Source organism: Gallaecimonas sp. GXIMD4217 (genome assembly GCF_038087665.1).
Taxonomy (GTDB): domain Bacteria; phylum Pseudomonadota; class Gammaproteobacteria; order Enterobacterales; family Gallaecimonadaceae; genus Gallaecimonas.
In genome coordinates this window covers 2,428,774-2,448,706 of the sequence record NZ_CP149925.1, presented here as the reverse complement: position 1 = coordinate 2,448,706, position 19,933 = coordinate 2,428,774, and the positions used below count along the sequence as shown (strand labels likewise).

Here is a 19,933-nt window from a genome sequence, read left to right as displayed (position 1 = left end):
AAGGACCAACATGAACCGTCAACAGCAAATCGACGCACTGAACAAAGACTGGCAGGAAAACCCGCGCTGGGAAGGGATCAAGCGCCCCTACAGCGCCGAGGAGGTGGTGGCCATGCGCGGCTCGGTGATGCCCGAGCACAGCCTGGCCCAGCTGGGCGCCAAGAAGCTCTGGGAGCGCGTCAACGGCGGCGCCCGCAAGGGCTATGTGAACGCCTTGGGCGCCCTCACCGGCGGCCAGGCGGTGCAGCAGGTCAAGGCCGGCCTGGAGGCCATCTACCTGTCCGGCTGGCAGGTGGCGGCCGACAACAACCTGGCCTCCAGCATGTACCCGGACCAGTCCCTTTACCCGGCCAACTCGGTGCCGGCGGTGGTGGAGCGCATCAACAACGCCTTCCAGCGCGCCGATCAGATCCAGTGGGCCAAGGGCATCGACCAGGATGACGCGGCCTTCATCGACTACTTCGCACCCATAGTCGCCGACGCCGAGGCCGGTTTCGGCGGCGTGCTTAACGCCTATGAGCTGATGAAGGGCATGATCCAGGCCGGCGCCGCCGGGGTGCACTTCGAGGATCAGCTGGCCTCGGTGAAGAAATGCGGCCACATGGGCGGCAAGGTGCTGGTGCCCACCCAGGAGGCGGTGCAGAAACTGGTGGCGGCGCGCCTGGCCGCCGACGTGCTGGGGGTACCGACCCTGCTGATCGCCCGTACCGACGCCAATGCCGCCGATCTGCTGACCTCGGACGTGGATCCCCATGATCGCGACTTCGTCACCGGCGAGCGCACCAGCGAAGGCTTCTACCGGGTTAGGCCCGGCCTGGATCAGGCCATCGCCCGCGGCCTGGCCTATGCCCCCTATGCGGATCTGATCTGGTGCGAAACCGCCAAGCCGGATCTGGACGAGGCCCGCCGCTTCGCCGAGGCCATCCACGCCAAGTTCCCCGGCAAGAAGCTGGCCTACAACTGCTCTCCCAGCTTCAACTGGAAGAAGCACCTGGACGACGACACCATAGCCCGCTTCCAGCGCGAACTGGGCGCCATGGGCTACAGCTTCCAGTTCATCACCCTGGCCGGCATCCACAACATGTGGTTCCACATGTTCGATCTGGCCAACCAGTACGCCGATGAGGGCATGAGCGCCTACGTCAAGCTGCAGGAACAGGAATTCGCTGCCGCCGAGCGGGGTTACAGCTTCGTGGCCCACCAGCAGGAAGTGGGCACCGGCTACTTCGATCAGATGACCAACATCATCCAGGGCGGCCGGTCATCGGTCACGGCCCTGACCGGCTCGACCGAGGAAGAACAGTTCTGAGCTGTGTTTTGCCTGTGATTGGCGGCCCCAGGGCCGCCTTTTTTATGCGCGGCTGTGCCGTGATTACCGGCCCTTGAAGTGCCTTTTTACTCGCGGATTGCCTTGACCCGGCCGACGGTACCGTCTTCCAGGCGGACCTTGATGCCGTGGGGATGGCTGGGGGACTTGGTCAGCAGCCGGGCGATCACGCCCTCGGTCAGCTCGCCGCTGCCCTGGTGCTGCTTCTGGACCACGGCAACGGTCATGCCGGGCCTGAGGGCGCTGCGGGGGGGAATGCTCATCGATGTCTCCTGGTGCCGACAATATTCATGACAGTGTCAGCCACTTATCGCTATAGTGTCATCAGATTTTGCATCAAGGACGATGTCATGAAAACCAAAGCCACCCTGGGCCTGTGCCTGGCCTGCTCCCTGCTGTCGGCGACCCTGGGCTATTGCCTCAAGCCCGAGCCCCTGGTCCGCACCCTGCCGTGCGGCACCGGCGAACTGCTGGACGAAGACCAGGATCTGATGGGCCACCGGCACAGCACCCCCTGGCCAAGCAATCCCAGCAGTGTCGTATCCGAACCTTAAGCAGCGTGCTAGCGCCATACTGACCGCCGACGCCTGGCGCCGGGCCTGCCTGGAAGCCGCTGCCGAACTGGCGTTGCCGGACTGGGCCATCGGCGCCGGCTTTGTCCGCAACGCCATCTGGGACGAGTTGCACGGCCATACGGAGGCCACCCCCCTCAACGATCTCGATCTGATCTATTTCGACCCCCACGACCGCAGTCCCGAGCGGGACAGGGCCCTGGAAGCGCGGCTGAGCGCCCTGTTGCCGGCGCCCTGGTCGGTGAAGAACCAGGCCCGCATGCATCTCAAGCACGGCCACGCCCCCTACCGGGGCAGCCTGCAGGCCCTGGGCCAGTGGGTGGAGGTGGCCACCTGTGTCGGGGTACGCCTGGAAGGGGGAAGGTGCCGTTTTCTGGCACCCTTTGGCCTGGGCGACAACTTCCGGCTGCTGATCCGGGCCAATCCCCTCAATCCCAGGCCCGAGCTGGTAAGGCGCAGGATCCGGGAAAAGGGCTGGCTGACACGCTGGCCCAGGCTGACATTGCTGGAGACTCTCCCATAAATCCCTTTCCAGGCTGCCAGACAAGCGCCATGTCTGGGTCTGCCATCCGCAGGGCAGGGCGTCCTGCATATATAAAAAAGCCCGGCCAAAAGGGCCGGGCGAAATATAGGGGTATGGTGGTTGAACCACTAGCACCAGGATGATGAACAGTGCCACTGCTAAAAAGCAGTTTCCGCTCCAGAAAGGCAAAAGCGCTAATCTAGTAAAATTACGGAATGAGGCCATTCTAGACGTCTGTAAGGCCCGTTGGCAAGTTATTGTGTAGTAAAATTACATAAAAGTTATGTTAATCATCGCCGCTTTCCGCCACCGAGGGGGTCTGCTCTTCGAGGATCTCCATCAGGGTGAGGGCGGCTTGGACATAGTCCGATTCGGTGATGATGCCCACCAGGACGCCGTCGTCCAGCACCGGCAGGCAGCCGTACTGGTGCTTCTGCAGGTAGTGACCCGCCTCCTTGAGGCCGGCCTGGGGGGCGACGCTGACCACCTTGCTGGTCATGAAGGAGGCCAAGGGGGTGTTGCCGTTCTGGCCCGCCGGCTCCCTGGCCAGGATGGAATGGGAGGCGGACAGGGCATCCCTGTGGCTGACCAGGCCGACCAGGGCCCCCTTGTCGTCCAGGATGGGAATATGGTGGATGTGCTTATCCTGCATCAGGGCCAGGGCGTCCTTGAGGGTGTTTTCCGGCCCCAAGGTGTGGGGGTGGCGGGTCATGAGTTCATCCACTGTCATCATGATGCTGTTCTCCTGCCGCGATAATGGGACAGACCTATGCTAACCATAGCCATTGGCACGGCGAATTGATCCCGGTCAGGGCCCGGCCGGCTTGCACCCGGCCTGGCCTGGGCCTAGACTGTGGCCCCCTTTTTTCCGGCTTTGTTTGAGATGCAGCTTTCAGACTTTCACTTCGAGCTCCCCGAGGAGCTGATCGCCCGCTATCCCGCCAAGGAAAGGACCGCCAGCCGCCTCCTGAAGCTGGATGGCCCCAGCGGCACCATCGAGCACAAGCAGTTCGTGGATCTGCTGGACGAGCTGCACAAGGGCGACCTGCTGGTATTCAACAACACCAGGGTGATCCCGGCGCGGCTGTTCGGCCAGAAGGCCAGTGGCGGCAAGCTGGAAGTGCTGGTGGAAAGGGTGCTGGACGAACACCGGGTACTGGCCCATGTCCGTGCCAGCAAGTCCCCCAAGGCCGGCACCGAACTGCATTTCGACGACGGCGTCAAGGCCACCATGCTGGCCCGCCACGATGCCCTGTTCGAGCTGGGCTTCCATGGCGAGGAGCCGGTCATCAGCCTGCTCGAGCGCATCGGCCACATGCCGCTGCCGCCCTATATCGACAGGCCCGACGAAGACGAGGACAAGGAACGCTACCAGACCGTCTATAACCAGAAGCCCGGCGCCGTGGCGGCGCCGACGGCCGGCCTGCATTTCGACCAGGCCTTCCTGGACAGGGTCAAGGCCAAGGGCGTCGAGACCGCCTTCGTCACCCTGCACGTGGGCGCCGGCACCTTCCAGCCGGTGCGGGTGGACAACATCCTCGAGCACCAGATGCACTCCGAATACGCCGAGGTGCCCGCCGAGGTGGTGGCGGCCATCCGGGCCTGCCGGGCCAGGGGCGGCCGTGTCATCGCCGTGGGCACCACCTCGGTGCGCTCCCTGGAGTCGGCCGCCCAGGCGGCGCTCAAGGCCGGCAGCGAGCTGGCGCCCTTCTTCGACGACACCGACATCTTCATCTACCCCGGCTACCGGTTCCAGGTGGTGGATGCCATGGTCACCAACTTCCACCTGCCGGAAAGCACCCTGATCATGCTGGTCAGCGCCTTCGCCGGCTACCCGGAGGTGATGGCGGCCTACCGGGCGGCCGTGGACGGCGGCTACCGCTTCTTCTCCTATGGTGACGCCATGTTCGTTACCAGAAACCCGGCCCCCAGGGGCGTGCCGGGCAAGTAACCCTGAAACACGAGGTCTGGACTGTTTTTCCGGCTACCTCAGGAGGCAATGTGAAATACCAACTGATCACCACAGACGGCCAGGCCCGCCGCGGCCGCCTGGTCTTCGAACGCGGCACCGTCGAAACCCCGGCCTTCATGCCGGTGGGCACCTACGGCACCGTCAAGGGCATGACCCCGGAAGAGGTGCGCGACACCGGCGCCGAGATCCTGCTGGGCAACACCTTCCACCTCTGGCTGCGTCCCGGCCAGGAGATCATGCGCGCCCACGGCGACCTGCACGACTTCATGAACTGGCAGGGCCCCATACTCACCGACAGCGGCGGCTTCCAGGTGTTTTCCCTGGGCGACATCCGCAAGATCACCGAGGCCGGGGTGCACTTTCGCAACCCCATCAACGGCGACAAGATCTTCCTGGATCCGGAAAAGTCCATGGAGATCCAGACCGACCTGGGTTCCGACGTGGTGATGATCTTCGACGAATGCACCCCGTACCCGGCCACCCACGAGGAGGCCCGCAAGTCCATGGAGATGAGCCTGCGCTGGGCGGCCCGCTCCCGCAAGCGCTTCGACGAGCTGGAAAACCCCAATGCCCTGTTCGGCATCATCCAGGGCTCCGTCTACGAGGACCTGCGTGACGTGTCCATCAAGGGCCTGACCGACATCGGCTTCGACGGTTACGCCGTCGGCGGCCTGGCCGTGGGCGAGCCCAAGGAAGACATGCACCGCATCCTCAGCCATGTGAACCCGCAGCTGCCCGAGGACAAGCCCCGCTACCTGATGGGGGTGGGCAAGCCGGAGGATCTGGTGGAAGGTGTGCGCCGCGGCATCGACATGTTCGACTGCGTCATGCCCACCCGCAACGCCCGCAACGGCCACCTGTTCGTGACCGAAGGCATCATCAAGATCCGCAACGCCAAGCACCGCACCGACACCAGCCCCCTGGACGCCGAGTGCGACTGCTACACCTGCAAGCACTATTCGAAGTCCTACCTGCACCACCTGGATCGCTGCAACGAGATCCTCGGTGCCCGCCTCAACACCATCCACAACCTGCGCTACTACCAGCGGGTCATGGCCGGTTTGCGGGAGGCCATTGAGCAGGGTAGATTAGACGACTTTGTTAAGGAATTTTACGAGAAGAAGGGCATGGACGTGCCCCCGCTCGACTAAGCCGGATTTTCATCACTTAAGGAGATATCCCCATGTTCATTTCCAGCGCCTACGCAGCCGGTACCACTGCCCCCCAACAGGGCGGCGGCATGCAGCTGATCTTCATGCTGGTGGCCTTTGCCGCCATCTTCTACTTCATGATCTACCGCCCCCAGGCCAAGCGGGTCAAAGAGCATAAAAACCTGATGGGCAACTTGAAAAAGGGCGATGAAGTCCTCACTACAGGTGGACTGGTCGGTCGCATCGTCAAAGTGGAAGAAGACAAGGACTACATGCTCATCTCCCTCAACGACAATGTGGAAGTCACCGTGCAAAAGGCGTCCGTACACGCGGTACTGCCCAAAGGCACCATGAAATCGCTGTAAATAACAACAAAGGAAGGCTGGCGTGTTAAACAAATACCCGCTGTGGAAATACCTGATGGTGGCCATCATCGCCATCATCGGTTTCCTGTACGCGGCGCCGAACCTCTACGGTTCGGATCCGGCGGTGCAGGTTTCCGGGGTTCGGGGAGCCGAGGTAACGACGGCAACCCTGGATCAGGTGCGTGAAGCCCTGCAGAAAGACGGCATCGAGCCCAAGTCTGCAGGTCTGCAGGACGGTCACCTGCTGGTGCGTCTGAAGGACACCGACACCCAACTCAAGGCCCAGGAAACCGTGGCCGAGACCCTGGGTGACAAGTACTCGGTGGCACTGAACCTGGCCCCGGCCACGCCGGCCTGGCTGGAATCACTGGGTGCAGGCCCCATGAAACTGGGCCTGGACCTGCGTGGCGGCGTGCACTTCTTGATGGAAGTGGACATGGACGAGGCCCTCAACAAGGCCGACGAGCAGCTGCAGACCGACCTGCGCACCAACCTGCGTGAAGAGAAGCTGCGCTACATCTCCATTCGCCGCACCGCCCAGGGCGTGGTCAAGGTCAAGCTCCGTGACGAGCAGACCGCCGACCAGGCCGAGGCCTACCTCAAGCAGCAGTCCGCCAACGAATACCGCATCGACCGCGATGGCCTGGAGCTGACCCTGAGCCTGACCGAGGCGCGGATCAAGGAGATCCGCAACTACGCCATCGAGCAGAACATGACCATCATCCGCAACAGGGTCAACGAGCTGGGCGTGGCCGAGCCGCTGGTGCAGCGCCAGGGTGCCGAACGCATCGTGGTGCAGCTGCCGGGCGTGCAGGACACCGCCCGCGCCAAGGAGATCCTCGGCGCCACCGCCACCCTGGAATTCCACATGGTGGATACCGAGCACGACCTGGGTTCGGCCATCGACGGCCGGGTACCGCCGGGCTCCAAGCTCTACGACAGCCGTGACGGCCGCCCGGTGCTGGCCTACAAGCGCATCATGCTCACCGGTGACCATATCCAGGACGCCCAAAGCGGTTACGACGAATACAATCGCCCCCAGGTCAGCATCAAGCTGGACTCCCAGGGCGGCGCCAAGATGAGCCGGGCCACCAAGGACAACATCGGCAAGCCCATGGCCACGGTATTCATCGAATACAAGCCCTCCGGCAAGAAGGGCCCGGACGGCAAGGCCCTGCCGCCGAAGAAGATCGAGGAAGTGATCCAGGTGGCCACCATACAGGCGCGCCTGGGCCGTAACTTCCGCATCACCGGCATCGACAGCCCCCAGGAAGCCCATAACCTGGCGCTGCTGCTGCGGGCCGGCGCCCTGATCGCCCCCATCCAGATCGTCGAGGAACGCACCGTGGGTCCGTCCCTGGGTCTGGAGAACATCGAGAACGGCATCAACGCCATGCTCTATGGCTTCATCGCCATCGTGCTGTTCATGGTGATCTACTACAAGGCCTTCGGCCTGGTGGCCAACCTGGCCCTGGCCATGAACGTGGTGCTGATCGTCGGCGTGATGTCGATGATCCCCGGTGCCACCATGACCCTGCCCGGTATCGCCGGTATCGTGCTGACGGTGGGCATGTCCGTGGATGCCAACGTGCTGATCTTCGAGCGTATCCGCGAGGAGCTTCGGGCCGGCAAGAGCATCCAGCAGGCCATCCACCAGGGTTATGACAACGCCTTCTCCACCATTGCCGACGCCAACATCACCACCATGATCACGGCGCTGATCCTGTTCGGCATAGGTACCGGCCCGGTGAAAGGCTTCGCCGTGACCCTGGCCATCGGCATCATCACCTCCATGTTCACCGCCATCGTCGGCACCAGGGCCGTGGTCAACCTGGCCTGTGGCGGTCGCCGCGTGAACAAGCTGTCAATTTAAGGAAGGCAAGATGCAACTGTTTACTTTCAAAGAGGACATCAACTTCCTCAAGCTGCGTCTGCCGGCGGCGATCCTGTCGGTGTTGCTGGTGTGTGGTTCCATCTTCCTGCTGGCCACCAAGGGCTTGAACTGGGGCCTGGACTTCACCGGCGGTACCGTCATCGAGGTCTCCTACCAGCAGCCGGCGGAGCTGGATCCCATCCGCGATCTGCTCAAGCGTGAAGGTTTCGGCGAGCCGACGGTACAGCACTTCGGCACCAGCAGGGACGTGATGATCCGCATGGAGCCCCAGCAGGGCGCCAAGGCCGAGACCCTGGGCGACCGTATCCTCAGCGCCCTGCGCCAGGAGGCCAGCGGTGAGGTGACCCTCAAGCGTATCGACTTCGTCGGCCCCAACGTCGGTGACGAGCTCACCGAGCAGGGCGGCCTGGCGGTTATCGTGGCGCTGCTCTGCATCCTGCTGTACGTGTCCCTGCGCTTCGAGTGGAAGCTGGCGGTGGGCTCCGTGGTGGCCCTGGCCCACGACGTGACCATTACCCTGGGCTTCTTTTCCCTGCTGGGCATCGAGTTCGATCTGACGGTGCTGGCGGCGGTGCTGACGGTGGTGGGTTACTCCCTCAACGACACCATAGTGGTGTTCGACCGGATCCGGGAGAACTTCCGCAAGATCCGCAAGGGTGACGTGGCCGAGATCACCAACAATGCCCTGACCGCCACCCTGAGCCGGACCATGATGACCTCACTGACCACCCTGTTCGTGGTGGTGGCCATCTTCGCCAAGGGCGGCCCCGTCATCCACGCCTTTGCCGCGGCGCTGCTGATGGGTATCACCGTCGGCACCTTCTCCTCCATCTATGTGGCGTCCTCCGTGGCCCTGAAACTGGGCCTGTGCAAGGAAGATCTGATGCCGCCCCAGGTGGAAAAGGAAGGCGCGGATCACGAACCGCTGCTTTAACAGCTGTCGCTCATGTAAAAAAGGGCGCCTGAAGGCGCCCTTTTTGTTTTTATTTTTTACTCACCTTCTTTTTGTGGGAGGTGTTTTTCCATGCAGCAACCCGCTTTGACATCCTGGTCAGCTGGGATCCGGGCTGGATATTGTAAGTTTGTGTTAACCCTTGGTTGATTTTTTACCCCATGTTTGTTTTCTTACGCATTCAAACCAATGGAATGTCGGAGTCAATAATGAGGAATTATCTTATCGCTGCCGCCCTGGTTGGCCTGGTTGGCTGTGCCAGCACCGATGAGCCGGCCCAGGGCCAGGCCGTTGCCCAAAATCAGGAAAGCGGTAACAAACTGGTTTGCGAGAGCGAAAAGAAAACCGGTACCCGTCTGCGCAAGCGTCGCTGCGTGACCGCCAAGCAGCGCGAGGAAGAGCGTCGTCGGGCCGAGCGTCTTGTCGATGAACTGGGCCAGCAAAGGACCATCGAGGCAGTGGGTCAATAAAGCAGAACCTATGTTCATGACGTTGGGCGCTAAAAAACCGAGGCATTCAGACCTCGGTTTTTTATGTTGCCTTTACGGCCACTAACACCAAACTAGCCACTGAGATCCCCCCCATTGGTTGCAGCCTTGGCCAGGCGGCGCAGATCGGAAGCGTCTGCAATGACGGCATCGGCGCCTTGCTTCACATCCAGGGCGATTTCATAGTTCAGCTCCATCCTGGTTTCGTTGACCGTCCTGGTGATCCAGCCGGAAAATGGTGTCGACTTCAGGGTTACCACATAATGCTGATGACTGGTAGCTGCAGCACCTGGGGCCGGCTCGGCCGTCGTCTGGTTGGAAAAGGCCGCCAGGGCCATTACTGTTACCAAGGTCAGTGTCTTCATTTCGATACCCTCCCTATACGTCACTTCTAGAAAAGGCGACTTTGGAGGGGATTTCTCTTACCAAATGTAAGTAACTTTGAGACTGCCACTAATACAAGGAGTTGGCTATGCAACACAGTTCGGGTTTTTTGGCCCTGGTGCAGTCGGTGATGCCGGGTATCACCGAGGTGACGGTGGAACAGCTGGCCGAGGCAGAGGGTGTCATCATTGACGTGCGCGAGGATCACGAATGGGACAAGGGCCATTTGCCCGGTGCCGTTCACCTGGGCCGGGGCATCATAGAGCGGGATATCGAACAGCGTTATCCCGACAGGGACACCCCCCTGTACCTCTACTGTGGTGGTGGCTACCGTAGTGCGCTCAGTGCCCACAACCTGCAGCAGATGGGTTATCGCCGGGTCTACTCCGTGGCCGGTGGTTTCAAGGCCTGGCTGACCTCGGGCCGACCGGTGAGCCAGGACTAACAAAAAAGGCGCCTTGCGGCGCCTTTTCGAACCCGAACCTTAGCGGCTCAGGGACTCGGTCAGGTGGGGCTTCATCTTGCCCAGCATCAGCGGCATGACGCGGGGGCTGGCGGCGACGATGTTGCCGCTGCTGAGGTGGTTGTGGCCACCGGTGAAGTCGCAGACGATGCCGCCGGCCTCGCGGACCAGCAGGTCACCGGCTGTGGTGTCCCAGGGCTTGAGACCCATTTCCCAGAAGCCGTCCATGCGGCCGGCGGCCACATAGGCCAGATCCAGGGCGGCAGAGCCGGCACGACGCACGTCGGCCGCTTCGTTGAACAGGGCCTGGAACATGCCCAGGTAGGGCTCAAGCATGTGCTTCTGCTTGAAGGGGAAACCGGTGGCCAGGATGGTGCCGTTGAGGTCCCGGGCCGGGGCCACGCGGATGCGCTTGCCGTTGAGCTGGGCACCGGCACCGCGGCTGGCGGTGAAGAGCTCGGCACGGATGGGATCGTAGATCACCGCCTGCTCGGTCCTGCCCTTGACCCGCAGGGCCAGGGAAACGGCGAAGTGGGGAATGCCACGGACGAAGTTGGAGGTACCATCGAGGGGGTCGATGACCCACTGGTGGTCGCTATCACCCTGTACGCCGCCTTCTTCGCCGACGAAGCTGTGGTCGGGGTAGGAGCGGCGGATGGTCTCGATGATCAGGCGTTCCGCCTCACGGTCCACGTTGGTGACCAGATCATTGGTGCCTTTGCTCTCGGCCTCGACCAGATCGAGGGCTTCGTAGGACTTGGCAATGTAGTTGCCGGCCGCGCGCGCAGCGCGCACCGCAATGTTTAGCATCGGATGCATAGCGACTCACCATGTTAAAGAACGGGCTGAAAAGCAGGGCGCGGAGTCTAGCAAAGTCGGCGCTCAAAGAAAAGCCACAAAAGCCCGTCCCTATGTTACACTGCCGGCCTTTTCCCAGCGCGTCACTCAGGTAATGCTAGAACAGGTTCGCATTGTTTTGGTGGGTACCACCCATTCCGGCAACATCGGCTCAACGGCACGGGCCATGAAAACCATGGGGCTGTCCAGCCTCTATCTGGTCGATCCCCAGTGCGAGGTGGATGGCAAGGCGGTAGCCCTGGCGGCCGGCGCCACCGACATTCTCGAGGCCGTCACCCTAGTGGACAGCCTGGACCAGGCCATCGCCGACTGCGGCCTGGTGGTGGGAGCCAGCGCCCGTCATCGCAGCCTGGACTGGCCCATGCTGGATCCCCGTGAGATGGGCACCAAGGTGGTGGCCGAGGGCGACAACTACCCGGTGGCCATGGTGTTTGGCCGCGAAAGCAGCGGTCTGTCCAACGACGAGCTGCAGCAGTGCCACTTCCACGTCCATATCCCCGCCAACCCGGATTACAGCTCCCTGAACCTGGCCATGGCCGTGCAGACCCTGTCCTACGAGGTGCGCATGGCCTGGCTGGAGCGTGACAAGAGCGAGCAGGCGGTAGCCGAGTACCCCCTGACCAGGGAGATGGAGCTCTTCTACGAGCACCTGCAGGAAACCCTGATCAAGACAGGTTTTATCGTCCAGCAGCACCCGGGCAAGATCATGGAGAAGCTCAGGCGTCTCTACAATCGCGCCCGCCCGGACGATCATGAACTCAATATCCTCAGGGGCATCCTCGCCTCCATGCAGAAGAAGAGGAGATGATCATGGGACTTTGGCAGCGTATCCGGGCTCGCCTGCGCGAAGACATCGACAGTGTCTTCGACCGGGATCCGGCCGCCCGTAACGCCTTCGAGGTCTTCACCAACTACCCGGGCCTGCATGCGGTCTGGTGGCACAGGGTCGCCCACGCCCTGTGGATCCGCGACTGGAAATGGCTGGCCAGGACCATCTCCAACCTCAACCGCTTCTTCACCGGCATCGAGATCCACCCCGGCGCCAAGATCGGCCGCCGCTTCTTCATCGACCATGGCATGGGCGTGGTGATCGGTGAAACCGCCGAAATAGGCGACGACTGCACCCTCTACCATGGCGTCACCCTGGGCGGTACCTCCTGGAAGGCCGGCAAGCGCCACCCGACCCTGGGCAACGGCGTGGTCATAGGCGCCGGCGCCAAGGTGCTGGGCCCGCTGGACATCGGCGAAAACGCCCGCATCGGCTCCAATGCCGTGGTGGTCAAGGACGTGCCGGCCGGTGCCACCGCCATCGGCATCCCCGGCCGTATCGTCTCCCAGCCCGACTACCAGACCACGGAGCAGCGCGAGCTCCTGGCCAAGAAGTACGGCTTCGACGCCTATGCGGTGTCCCAGGACAACCCGGATCCGGTGGCCAAGGCCATAGGGGCCCTGCTGGATCACCTGCACGTGGTGGACGGCAAGGTCAACGACATGTGCAAGGCCATCAACGACATGGGGGGCGAGGTGTGCCGGGAGAAGCTGCCGGAGCTGGATCTGGAGGAATTCGCCTCCGACGAGCAGGAAGCCGCCGCCAAACGCCAGTCCGACCTGGACAGCTTCGACCCGCGGATCTGACGATTGCCGGTATCCAGTGTCTAAATACTTGACCAAAATAGTCGGAATTGGGACAATGCGCCCCGCATGGGGCCGGTTGCCTCGATGAGTTTGAAAGAGAGAGCAAGATGAGACTGACATCCAAGGGGCGCTATGCCGTGACAGCCATGCTGGATGTGGCCCTGCACGCCGCAGATGGTCCTGTCCCTTTGGCTGACATTTCCGAGCGCCAGGGCATCTCCCTGTCGTACCTGGAACAGCTCTTCTCAAGGTTGCGCCGCCAGGGCCTGGTGAGCAGCGTCCGCGGGCCGGGTGGCGGTTACCGCCTGGGCCGCGACAGCGACACCATCAACGTTGGCGAGATCATCCAGGCCGTGGACGAATCCGTGGACGCAACCCGGTGCCAGGGCAAGGCCGACTGCCAGGGGGGCGAGCAGTGTCTCACCCATTCCCTGTGGTACAATCTCAGCCAGCGGATCTCGGGCTTCCTCGAGGGCATTTCCCTGGCCGAGCTGGTCGCCCAGCAAGATGTCAAAGCCGTTGCCGAGCGCCAGGAGCGCAGCTGCAGCGGCCATTCCCAAGAAAGAATAACCGTACAGTGCCGTTTGTGAGCGTGGCGTAGGCAGTAACGGAGAACGCGATGAAGCTTCCTATTTATTTCGATTATTCTGCGACCACCCCGGTCGATCCCCGGGTTGCAGAGAAGATGATGCAGTACCTGACCCTGGACGGTCAGTTCGGTAACCCGGCGTCCCGCTCCCACCGCTTTGGTTGGCAGGCGGAAGAGGCCGTGGACCAGGCCCGTTGCGACGTGGCCGAACTGATTGGCGCCGATCCCCGCGAGATCGTCTTCACCTCCGGCGCCACCGAGTCCGACAACCTGGCCATCAAGGGGGCTGCCCACTTCTACAACAAGAAAGGCAAGCACATCATCACCTCCAAGATCGAGCACAAGGCGGTGCTGGACACCTGCCGTCAGCTCGAGCGTGAAGGCTACGAGGTCACCTACCTGGCCCCCAACGAGGAAGGCCTGCACCCGGTCGAACAGATCCGCGACGCCATCCGCGAAGACACCGTGCTGGTGTCCATCATGCACGTCAACAACGAGATCGGCGTCATCCAGGACATCCAGGCCATCGGCGAGCTGTGCCGTGAGAACAAGGTCATCTTCCACGTCGATGCCGCCCAGAGCGCCGGCAAGGTGCCCATCGATCTGAGCGAGCTGAAGGTGGATCTGATGTCCCTTTCCGGCCACAAGATGTACGGCCCCAAGGGCATAGGTGCCCTCTACGTGCGCCGCAAGCCCCGGATCCGCATCGAGGCCCAGATGCACGGCGGCGGCCACGAGCGCGGCATGCGTTCCGGTACCCTGGCCACCCACCAGATCGTCGGCATGGGCGAAGCGGCCCGCATCGCCCGCGAGGAGATGAACGCCGAGCACGATCGCATCCTCTACCTGCGCAACAAGTTGTGGGAAGGGGTCAAGGGCCTCGAAGAGGTGCACCTGAACGGTTCCCTGGAACAGCGCGTGGCCGGCAACCTCAACGTCAGCTTCAACTACGTGGAAGGCGAGTCCCTGATCATGGCCCTCAAGGATCTGGCCGTGTCCTCCGGCTCCGCCTGCACCTCCGCCAGCCTGGAGCCCTCCTACGTGCTGCGCGCCATCGGCCGCGACGACGAGCTGGCCCACAGCTCCATCCGTTTCAGCATCGGCCGCTTCACCACCGAAGAGGAGGTGGAGTACGCCATCGAGAACATCAAGGGCGCCATCGGTCGCCTGCGTGAGATGAGCCCGCTTTGGGACATGTACAAAGAAGGTGTCGACCTGTCCCAGGTCGAGTGGACTCACCACTGAGGATTGAGGAGTTAAACCATGGCATACAGTGAAAAGGTCATCGACCACTACGAAAACCCCCGCAATGTCGGCTCCTTCGACAAGAACGATCCGAACGTGGCGACCGGCATGGTGGGCGCCCCGGCCTGTGGCGACGTGATGAAGCTGCAGCTGAAGATCGACGACAACGGCATCATCGAAGACGCCAAGTTCAAGACCTACGGCTGTGGCAGCGCCATCGCCTCCAGCTCCCTGATCACCGAATGGGTCAAGGGCAAGAGCCTGGACGAGGCCGCGGCCATCAAGAACACCGAGATCGCCGAAGAGCTGGCGCTGCCGCCGGTGAAGATCCACTGCTCCATCCTGGCCGAGGACGCCATCAAGGCGGCCATCGCCGACTACAAGCACAAGAAGGGGTAAGGCATGGCCATTACCCTTTCCCAAGCGGCGGCCGACAGGGTACAGAGCTTCCTGGCCAATCGCGGCAAGGGCCTGGGTGTGCGCCTGGGAGTCAAGACCACCGGCTGCAGCGGCCTGGCCTATGTGCTGGAATTCGTCGACGGCACCAATGAAGACGACGTCGTCTTCGAAGACAAGAACGTCAAGGTGGTGATCGACAAGAAAAGCCTGGTCTACCTGGACGGCACCGAGCTGGACTTCGTCAAGGAAGGCCTCAACGAGGGCTTCGAATTCAGGAACCCCAATGTGAAAGGGGAATGCGGCTGCGGCGAGTCCTTCAACGTCTGATATGAATCACTTCCAGCTTTTCGACCTGCCGGTCCAGTTTCCCCTGGACCAGCACCAACTGGCCAGCCGCTACCGCGAGCTGGCCAGAGCCGTTCATCCCGACAAGTTTGCCGCCAGCGCCGATCGCGAGCGGGCCATGGCCCTGGCCAAGACCGCCCAGCTCAACGACGCCTTCGAAACCCTCAAGTGCGCCACCAGCCGTGCCGAATACCTGCTGAGCCTCAAGGGCGTGGATATCCGTGGCGAGAGCCAGACCTTGCGGGATCCGGCCTTCCTGATGCAGCAGATGCACTGGCGTGAAGCTCTGGAGGAGATCGAGGACGTAGACGCCCTGGACGGGCTGCGGGCCGAGATACAGGCCGAGCGCCAGACCCTGGAGCAGGGCTTCCAGGCCCAGCTGGCCGAAGAGGCTCTCGATGAGGCGGCCGACACGGTACGCAAGCTCAAGTTCGTGGACAAGATGCACCGCGAGCTGGACAGCCTGGAAGAATCCCTGCTCGACTACTGAACAAGACGAAAGAGAAACCATGGCCTTATTGCAGATCGCCGAGCCGGGTCAGAGCGCGGCTCCCCATGAACACCGTCTCGCCGTAGGCATCGACCTGGGCACCACCAACTCCCTGGTGGCCACGGTTCGCAGCGGCACCCCAACGGCCCTGGCCGACGAGTCCGGCCAGGTGATGCTGCCGTCCATCGTCCACTACGGCGAAGAGCTGCTGGTGGGCCAGGCCGCCAAGGCCAAGGCCAAACTGGACCCCCATAACACCATCGTCTCCGCCAAGCGCTTCCTGGGCCGCTCCCTGGAAGACGTCCAGGCCCGCTACGCCAAGCTGCCGTACGAGTTCAGCGCCAGCGACAACGGCCTGCCGCAGATCGAGACCAGCCGCGGCACCGTCAACCCCATCCAGGTGTCCGCCGAGATCCTCAAAACCCTCAAGGCCCGCGGCGAAGCCAGCCTGGGCGGCGACCTGATCGGCGCCGTCATCACGGTGCCGGCCTATTTCGACGATGCCCAGCGCCAGGGCACCAAGGACGCCGCCGAGCTGGCCGGCCTCAAGGTATTGCGGCTGCTGAACGAGCCCACCGCCGCCGCCGTGGCCTATGGCCTGGACAGTGGCCGGGAAGGGGTCATCGCCGTGTTCGACCTGGGCGGCGGCACCTTCGACGTGTCCATACTGCGCCTCAACAAGGGCGTGTTCGAGGTCATGGCCACCGGCGGTGACACCGCCCTGGGTGGCGACGACTTCGATCATTTGGTGGCCGACTGGCTGCGCGAGCAGGCCGGCCTGGACGGCCTCCAGGACGCCATCCTCGAGCGCCAGCTGCTCACCAAGGCCTGCGCCGCCAAGGAAGCCCTCAGCGACAGCGAAGCCGTCACCGTCGAGCTGGAGCTGGATGGCGGCAACCCGTCCTTCGAGCTGAGCCGCACCACCTTCAACGAACTCATCGCGCCCCTGGTCAAGAAGACCCTGATGGCCTGCCGCCGCGCCCTGCGCGACGCCGGCGTCAAGGCAGCCGAAGTGCTGGAAGTGGTGATGGTGGGCGGCTCCACCCGGGTGCCCCTGGTGCGCAACGAGGTGGGCGCCTTCTTCGGTCGCGAGCCCCTGACCAGCATCGATCCGGACCAGGTGGTGGCCCTGGGCGCCGCCATCCAGGCCGATATCCTGGCCGGCAACAAGCCGGACTCCGACCTGTTGCTGCTGGACGTGATCCCGCTGTCCCTGGGCCTGGAAACCATGGGCGGCCTGACCGAAAAGGTCATTCCCCGCAACACTACCATCCCCGTGGCCCGGGCCCAGGAGTTCACCACCTTCAAGGACGGCCAGACCGCCATGGCCATCCACGTGGTCCAGGGCGAGCGCGAGCTGGTGGCGGACTGCCGCTCCCTGGCCCGCTTCGTGCTGACCGAGATCCCGCCCATGGCCGCCGGCGCCGCCCATATCAGGGTGACCTTCCAGGTGGACGCCGACGGCCTGCTGTCGGTGACCGCCATGGAGAAGTCCACCGGCCACCAGGCCAGCATCCAGGTCAAGCCCTCCTATGGCCTCTCCGACAGCGAAGTGGCGGCCATGATCAAGGATTCCATGACCCATGCCGCCGAGGACATGCAGGCGCGCATGCTGGCCGAGCAGCAGGTGGAAGCGGATCGGGTGCTGGAGGCCATTGGCGCCGCCCTGGCCGCCGACGGTGAGCGCCTGCTCAGTGCCGAGGAAAGGGCGGTCATCGAGGCCAGCCTCAAGGCCCTGGCCCAGGCCCGCCAGGGTGCCGATGGCGATGCCATCAAGGCCGCCATAGAGCACACCGACAAGGCCACGGAAGAATTCGCCGCCAGGCGCATGGACGACGGCATTCGTCGCGCTCTGGCCGGTCATAGCGTAGACGAGGTTTAAGATGCCCAAGATCGTATTCCTGCCCCACCATGAGCTGTGCCCGGACGGGGCCGTGATCGAGGCCCCAGAAGGGGAAACCATCCTGGACGTGGCCCTGAAGAACGGCATCGACATCGAGCATGCCTGCGAGAAGTCCTGCGCCTGCACCACCTGCCATGTCATCGTCCGCGAGGGCTTCGACTCCCTGGAGGAAAGCGACGAGCTGGAAGACGACATGCTGGACAAGGCCTGGGGCCTGGAGCCGGAGAGCCGGCTGTCCTGCCAGGCCAGGGTGGCCGAGGACGATCTGGTGGTGGAGATCCCCAAGTACACCATCAACCTGGAGCGGGAGCACTGAGCCTCGTTTCCCGGCCCCAAGGCGCACTTCGGTGCGCCTTTTTTGTGTCGGCTAAGCTGTGAAGGGAACACAGCATGAGGAGCTTGACCATGGGCTGGAAATGGACCGATACCCAGGAGATTGGCGAGGCGCTGTTCGACCGTTTCCCGGACAAGGATCCCCGCACGGTGCGCTTTACCGATCTGCACCAGTGGATCTGCGAACTGGAGGAATTCGACGACGATCCCCACGGCTCCAACGAGCGGATCCTGGAGGCGATCTTCCTGGTCTGGCTGGACGAGTTCGAAAACGACTGAGCGTCATCTGCCAGCCATAGGAAAATGCCGACAATTGCCTTATAATCGCCGGCTGATTTCAGACCCCAAACCTTTCAGAGGATGATTATCCATGGCTGTTGAACGCACCATCTCCATCATCAAGCCCGATGCCGTTGCCAAGAACGTGATCGGTGCCATCTACAACCGTTTCGAAACTGCCGGCCTGAAGATCGTTGCCGCCAAGATGCTGCACCTGACCCGCGAGCAGGCCGAAGGCTTCTACGCCGAGCACAAAGAGCGCCCCTTCTTCACCGCCCTGGTCGACTTCATGACCTCCGGCCCGATCATGGTTCAGGTTCTGGAAGGCGAGAACGCCGTACTGAAGAACCGTGAAATCATGGGCGCCACCAACCCCGCCGAAGCTGCCGCCGGTACCCTGCGTGCCGACTACGCCGTCAGCATCGACGAGAACGCCGTACACGGCTCCGACTCCACCGAGTCCGCTGCCCGCGAAATCGCCTACTTCTTCACCGAAGGCGAACTGTGCCCGCGCACTCGCTAAGCTGCGTCTGAGCTATTGCAAAAGGGGGGCTCAGGCCCCCCTTTGTTGTGTTGATTAAAAAATGTACAATGCCCGGCCTGCCGCCGTAGTTTGACTGAGGTTCTCAATGAGCGAAGCCAAGATTAACCTGCTTGATCTCACCCGTGAGGAAATGCGCCAGTTCTTCGTAGAGCTGGGTGAAAAGCCTTTCCGCGCCGACCAGGTGATGAAGTGGATCTATCACTTTGGTGTCGACGACTTCGATGAGATGACCAACGTCAACAAGAAGCTCAGGGACGTGCTCAAGCACAAGTGCGAGATAGTCGCCCCCGAAGTGGCCCAGGAGCAGCGCTCCGCCGACGGCACCATCAAGTGGGCGCTCAGGGTCTCCGGCGGCCAGGAGGTGGAGACCGTTTACATCCCCGAAGGCGATCGTGCCACCCTCTGCGTCTCCTCCCAGGTGGGCTGCGCCCTGGAGTGCACCTTCTGCTCTACCGCCCAGCAGGGCTTCAACCGCAACCTCAAGGTGTCTGAAATCATCGGCCAGGTGTGGCGGGCGGCCAAGATCCTCGGCCCCCAGGCCAACAGCAACAAGAAGCCCATCACCAACGTGGTGATGATGGGCATGGGCGAGCCGCTGCTGAACATGGCCAATGTGGTGCCGGCCATGGAGCTGATGCTGGACGACTGGGCCTATGGCCTGTCCAAGCGCCGGGTGACCCTGTCCACCTCCGGCGTGGTGCCGGCCCTGGACAAGCTGGGCGACATGATCGACGTGGCCCTGGCCATCAGCCTGCACGCCCCCAACGACGAGCTGCGCGACGAGATCGTGCCCATCAACAAGAAATACAACATCGAGACCTTCCTGGCCTCGGTGCGCAATTACCTGGCCAAGTCCAATGCCAACCAGGGCAGGGTGACGGTGGAATACGTGATGCTGGATCACGTCAACGACTCCATGGATCAGGCCCACGAGCTGGCCGCCTGCCTCAAGGACACCCCGGCCAAGATCAACCTGATCCCCTGGAACCCCTTCCCGGGCGCGCCCTACGGCCGCTCCTCCAACTCCCGCATCGACCGCTTCGCCAAGGTGCTGATGGAATACGGCTTTACCGTCATCGTTCGCAAGACCCGGGGCGACGACATAGACGCGGCCTGTGGCCAGCTGGCCGGCGACGTGGTGGACCGCACCAAGCGCGTGCTCAAAAAACAGATGCAAGGTGATAACATTTCAGTAAAAATGGTCTGAAAACTCAGAACATTA

The 19,933-nt window shown here is 62.7% G+C and carries 26 protein-coding genes; 22 read left to right on the top strand and 4 right to left on the bottom strand.

Annotated features, from left to right (window positions below; all coding sequences use genetic code 11):
- The first annotated feature begins 10 nt into the window (after positions 1-10).
- Positions 11-1,309: an isocitrate lyase gene (aceA, locus tag WDB71_RS11980; protein WP_341501817.1), complete on the top strand. Its 1,299-nt coding sequence runs from the start codon at positions 11-13 to the stop codon at positions 1,307-1,309.
- 86 nt (positions 1,310-1,395) lie between these two features.
- On the opposite strand, the gene WDB71_RS11975 is transcribed toward aceA, so the two are convergent.
- A complete protein-coding gene (locus tag WDB71_RS11975) occupies positions 1,396-1,590 on the bottom strand; it encodes a YwbE family protein (protein WP_341501816.1) in 195 nt (64 codons plus the stop codon).
- Positions 1,591-1,677: 87 nt separating this feature from the next.
- Here WDB71_RS11975 and WDB71_RS11970 point away from each other — a divergent pair, with 87 nt between their 5' ends.
- The gene (locus tag WDB71_RS11970) at positions 1,678-1,881 is read left to right on the top strand and encodes a hypothetical protein (protein ID WP_341501815.1); all 204 of its coding nucleotides are present in this window, start codon (positions 1,678-1,680) and stop codon (positions 1,879-1,881) included.
- A complete protein-coding gene (locus WDB71_RS11965; RefSeq protein WP_341501814.1) occupies positions 1,862-2,422 on the top strand; it encodes a nucleotidyltransferase family protein in 561 nt (186 codons plus the stop codon). The genes WDB71_RS11970 and WDB71_RS11965 overlap by 20 nt, the downstream gene beginning before the upstream one ends.
- 286 nt (positions 2,423-2,708) lie before the next feature.
- Here WDB71_RS11965 and WDB71_RS11960 read toward each other — a convergent pair whose 3' ends face one another.
- Positions 2,709-3,155: a CBS domain-containing protein gene (locus WDB71_RS11960; RefSeq protein ID WP_341501813.1), complete on the bottom strand. Its 447-nt coding sequence runs from the start codon at positions 3,153-3,155 to the stop codon at positions 2,709-2,711.
- 150 nt (positions 3,156-3,305) lie between these two features.
- Between WDB71_RS11960 and queA the strand changes: the two genes are divergently transcribed.
- The 6 genes from queA (at position 3,306) to WDB71_RS11930 (ending at position 9,226) form a co-directional block, all read left to right on the top strand.
- Positions 3,306-4,373, top strand: coding sequence for a tRNA preQ1(34) S-adenosylmethionine ribosyltransferase-isomerase QueA (queA, locus tag WDB71_RS11955; protein ID WP_341501812.1), 1,068 nt, complete (start codon positions 3,306-3,308; stop codon positions 4,371-4,373).
- Positions 4,374-4,423: 50 nt separating this feature from the next.
- Positions 4,424-5,545: a tRNA guanosine(34) transglycosylase Tgt gene (gene tgt / locus WDB71_RS11950; protein ID WP_341501811.1), complete on the top strand. Its 1,122-nt coding sequence runs from the start codon at positions 4,424-4,426 to the stop codon at positions 5,543-5,545.
- 26 nt (positions 5,546-5,571) lie between these two features.
- A complete protein-coding gene (gene yajC / locus WDB71_RS11945; protein WP_341504218.1) occupies positions 5,572-5,910 on the top strand; it encodes a preprotein translocase subunit YajC in 339 nt (112 codons plus the stop codon).
- Positions 5,911-5,932: 22 nt separating this feature from the next.
- A complete protein-coding gene (gene secD / locus WDB71_RS11940; protein WP_341501810.1) occupies positions 5,933-7,783 on the top strand; it encodes a protein translocase subunit SecD in 1,851 nt (616 codons plus the stop codon).
- Positions 7,784-7,793: 10 nt separating this feature from the next.
- Positions 7,794-8,738 carry a protein translocase subunit SecF gene (gene secF / locus WDB71_RS11935; protein ID WP_341501809.1) on the top strand — a complete coding sequence of 315 codons (945 nt, stop codon included), beginning with the start codon at positions 7,794-7,796 and terminating at the stop codon, positions 8,736-8,738.
- A 227-nt stretch (positions 8,739-8,965) separates the two neighbouring features.
- Positions 8,966-9,226: a hypothetical protein gene (locus tag WDB71_RS11930; RefSeq protein WP_341501808.1), complete on the top strand. Its 261-nt coding sequence runs from the start codon at positions 8,966-8,968 to the stop codon at positions 9,224-9,226.
- 92 nt (positions 9,227-9,318) lie between these two features.
- Here the strand turns inward: WDB71_RS11930 and WDB71_RS11925 are convergent, their stop codons facing one another.
- Positions 9,319-9,609: a hypothetical protein gene (locus tag WDB71_RS11925; protein WP_341501807.1), complete on the bottom strand. Its 291-nt coding sequence runs from the start codon at positions 9,607-9,609 to the stop codon at positions 9,319-9,321.
- Positions 9,610-9,716: 107 nt separating this feature from the next.
- Here WDB71_RS11925 and WDB71_RS11920 point away from each other — a divergent pair, with 107 nt between their 5' ends.
- A complete protein-coding gene (locus WDB71_RS11920) occupies positions 9,717-10,073 on the top strand; it encodes a rhodanese-like domain-containing protein (RefSeq protein WP_341501806.1) in 357 nt (118 codons plus the stop codon).
- A 39-nt stretch (positions 10,074-10,112) separates the two neighbouring features.
- On the opposite strand, the gene suhB is transcribed toward WDB71_RS11920, so the two are convergent.
- A complete protein-coding gene (suhB, locus tag WDB71_RS11915; protein ID WP_341501805.1) occupies positions 10,113-10,910 on the bottom strand; it encodes an inositol-1-monophosphatase in 798 nt (265 codons plus the stop codon).
- Between the two features lie 133 nt (positions 10,911-11,043).
- Between suhB and trmJ the strand changes: the two genes are divergently transcribed.
- From trmJ to WDB71_RS11855, 12 genes are all read left to right on the top strand, one after another.
- Positions 11,044-11,757, top strand: a complete 714-nt coding sequence (gene trmJ / locus WDB71_RS11910) for a tRNA (cytosine(32)/uridine(32)-2'-O)-methyltransferase TrmJ (RefSeq protein WP_341501804.1) — start codon at positions 11,044-11,046, stop codon at positions 11,755-11,757.
- Between the two features lie 20 nt (positions 11,758-11,777).
- Positions 11,778-12,584, top strand: a complete 807-nt coding sequence (gene cysE, locus WDB71_RS11905) for a serine O-acetyltransferase (protein WP_341504217.1) — start codon at positions 11,778-11,780, stop codon at positions 12,582-12,584.
- Positions 12,585-12,691: 107 nt separating this feature from the next.
- Positions 12,692-13,174 (top strand): Fe-S cluster assembly transcriptional regulator IscR, encoded by a 483-nt coding sequence (iscR, locus tag WDB71_RS11900; protein ID WP_341501803.1) that lies wholly within the window; start codon positions 12,692-12,694, stop codon positions 13,172-13,174.
- 29 nt (positions 13,175-13,203) lie between these two features.
- The gene (locus WDB71_RS11895; protein ID WP_341501802.1) at positions 13,204-14,418 is read left to right on the top strand and encodes an IscS subfamily cysteine desulfurase; all 1,215 of its coding nucleotides are present in this window, start codon (positions 13,204-13,206) and stop codon (positions 14,416-14,418) included.
- 18 nt (positions 14,419-14,436) lie between these two features.
- Positions 14,437-14,817, top strand: a complete 381-nt coding sequence (gene iscU / locus WDB71_RS11890) for a Fe-S cluster assembly scaffold IscU (protein WP_341501801.1) — start codon at positions 14,437-14,439, stop codon at positions 14,815-14,817.
- A 3-nt stretch (positions 14,818-14,820) separates the two neighbouring features.
- Positions 14,821-15,144 carry an iron-sulfur cluster assembly protein IscA gene (gene iscA, locus WDB71_RS11885; RefSeq protein WP_341501800.1) on the top strand — a complete coding sequence of 108 codons (324 nt, stop codon included), beginning with the start codon at positions 14,821-14,823 and terminating at the stop codon, positions 15,142-15,144.
- A 1-nt stretch (position 15,145) separates the two neighbouring features.
- On the top strand, positions 15,146-15,652 hold the full coding sequence (gene hscB, locus WDB71_RS11880) for a co-chaperone HscB (protein WP_341501799.1): 507 nt from the start codon (positions 15,146-15,148) through the stop codon (positions 15,650-15,652).
- A 19-nt stretch (positions 15,653-15,671) separates the two neighbouring features.
- Positions 15,672-17,534 (top strand): Fe-S protein assembly chaperone HscA, encoded by a 1,863-nt coding sequence (gene hscA / locus WDB71_RS11875; protein ID WP_341501798.1) that lies wholly within the window; start codon positions 15,672-15,674, stop codon positions 17,532-17,534.
- A 1-nt stretch (position 17,535) separates the two neighbouring features.
- Positions 17,536-17,871: an ISC system 2Fe-2S type ferredoxin gene (gene fdx / locus WDB71_RS11870; protein ID WP_341501797.1), complete on the top strand. Its 336-nt coding sequence runs from the start codon at positions 17,536-17,538 to the stop codon at positions 17,869-17,871.
- 89 nt (positions 17,872-17,960) lie between these two features.
- Positions 17,961-18,167, top strand: a complete 207-nt coding sequence (gene iscX / locus WDB71_RS11865) for a Fe-S cluster assembly protein IscX (protein ID WP_341504216.1) — start codon at positions 17,961-17,963, stop codon at positions 18,165-18,167.
- A gap of 91 nt (positions 18,168-18,258) precedes the next feature.
- Entirely contained in the window at positions 18,259-18,690 is a 432-nt protein-coding gene (gene ndk, locus WDB71_RS11860; RefSeq protein ID WP_341501796.1) for a nucleoside-diphosphate kinase, read from the top strand.
- Positions 18,691-18,796: 106 nt separating this feature from the next.
- Complete coding sequence (locus tag WDB71_RS11855; protein ID WP_341501795.1) at positions 18,797-19,918, top strand: bifunctional tRNA (adenosine(37)-C2)-methyltransferase TrmG/ribosomal RNA large subunit methyltransferase RlmN; 1,122 nt, start codon at positions 18,797-18,799, stop codon at positions 19,916-19,918.
- The last annotated feature ends 15 nt before the right edge of the window (positions 19,919-19,933 follow it).

Coding starts and splice junctions, on each gene's coding strand:
- aceA (WP_341501817.1), top strand. CDS start 11: ATGAACCGTCAACAGCAAATCGACGCACTGAACAAAGACTGGCAGGAA.
- WDB71_RS11975 (WP_341501816.1), bottom strand. CDS start 1,590: ATGAGCATTCCCCCCCGCAGCGCCCTCAGGCCCGGCATGACCGTTGCC.
- WDB71_RS11970 (WP_341501815.1), top strand. CDS start 1,678: ATGAAAACCAAAGCCACCCTGGGCCTGTGCCTGGCCTGCTCCCTGCTG.
- WDB71_RS11960 (WP_341501813.1), bottom strand. CDS start 3,155: ATGATGACAGTGGATGAACTCATGACCCGCCACCCCCACACCTTGGGG.
- queA (WP_341501812.1), top strand. CDS start 3,306: ATGCAGCTTTCAGACTTTCACTTCGAGCTCCCCGAGGAGCTGATCGCC.
- secF (WP_341501809.1), top strand. CDS start 7,794: ATGCAACTGTTTACTTTCAAAGAGGACATCAACTTCCTCAAGCTGCGT.
- WDB71_RS11930 (WP_341501808.1), top strand. CDS start 8,966: ATGAGGAATTATCTTATCGCTGCCGCCCTGGTTGGCCTGGTTGGCTGT.
- WDB71_RS11925 (WP_341501807.1), bottom strand. CDS start 9,609: ATGAAGACACTGACCTTGGTAACAGTAATGGCCCTGGCGGCCTTTTCC.
- WDB71_RS11920 (WP_341501806.1), top strand. CDS start 9,717: ATGCAACACAGTTCGGGTTTTTTGGCCCTGGTGCAGTCGGTGATGCCG.
- suhB (WP_341501805.1), bottom strand. CDS start 10,910: ATGCATCCGATGCTAAACATTGCGGTGCGCGCTGCGCGCGCGGCCGGC.
- trmJ (WP_341501804.1), top strand. CDS start 11,044: ATGCTAGAACAGGTTCGCATTGTTTTGGTGGGTACCACCCATTCCGGC.
- iscR (WP_341501803.1), top strand. CDS start 12,692: ATGAGACTGACATCCAAGGGGCGCTATGCCGTGACAGCCATGCTGGAT.
- WDB71_RS11895 (WP_341501802.1), top strand. CDS start 13,204: ATGAAGCTTCCTATTTATTTCGATTATTCTGCGACCACCCCGGTCGAT.
- iscU (WP_341501801.1), top strand. CDS start 14,437: ATGGCATACAGTGAAAAGGTCATCGACCACTACGAAAACCCCCGCAAT.
- iscA (WP_341501800.1), top strand. CDS start 14,821: ATGGCCATTACCCTTTCCCAAGCGGCGGCCGACAGGGTACAGAGCTTC.
- hscB (WP_341501799.1), top strand. CDS start 15,146: ATGAATCACTTCCAGCTTTTCGACCTGCCGGTCCAGTTTCCCCTGGAC.
- hscA (WP_341501798.1), top strand. CDS start 15,672: ATGGCCTTATTGCAGATCGCCGAGCCGGGTCAGAGCGCGGCTCCCCAT.
- fdx (WP_341501797.1), top strand. CDS start 17,536: ATGCCCAAGATCGTATTCCTGCCCCACCATGAGCTGTGCCCGGACGGG.
- iscX (WP_341504216.1), top strand. CDS start 17,961: ATGGGCTGGAAATGGACCGATACCCAGGAGATTGGCGAGGCGCTGTTC.
- ndk (WP_341501796.1), top strand. CDS start 18,259: ATGGCTGTTGAACGCACCATCTCCATCATCAAGCCCGATGCCGTTGCC.
- WDB71_RS11855 (WP_341501795.1), top strand. CDS start 18,797: ATGAGCGAAGCCAAGATTAACCTGCTTGATCTCACCCGTGAGGAAATG.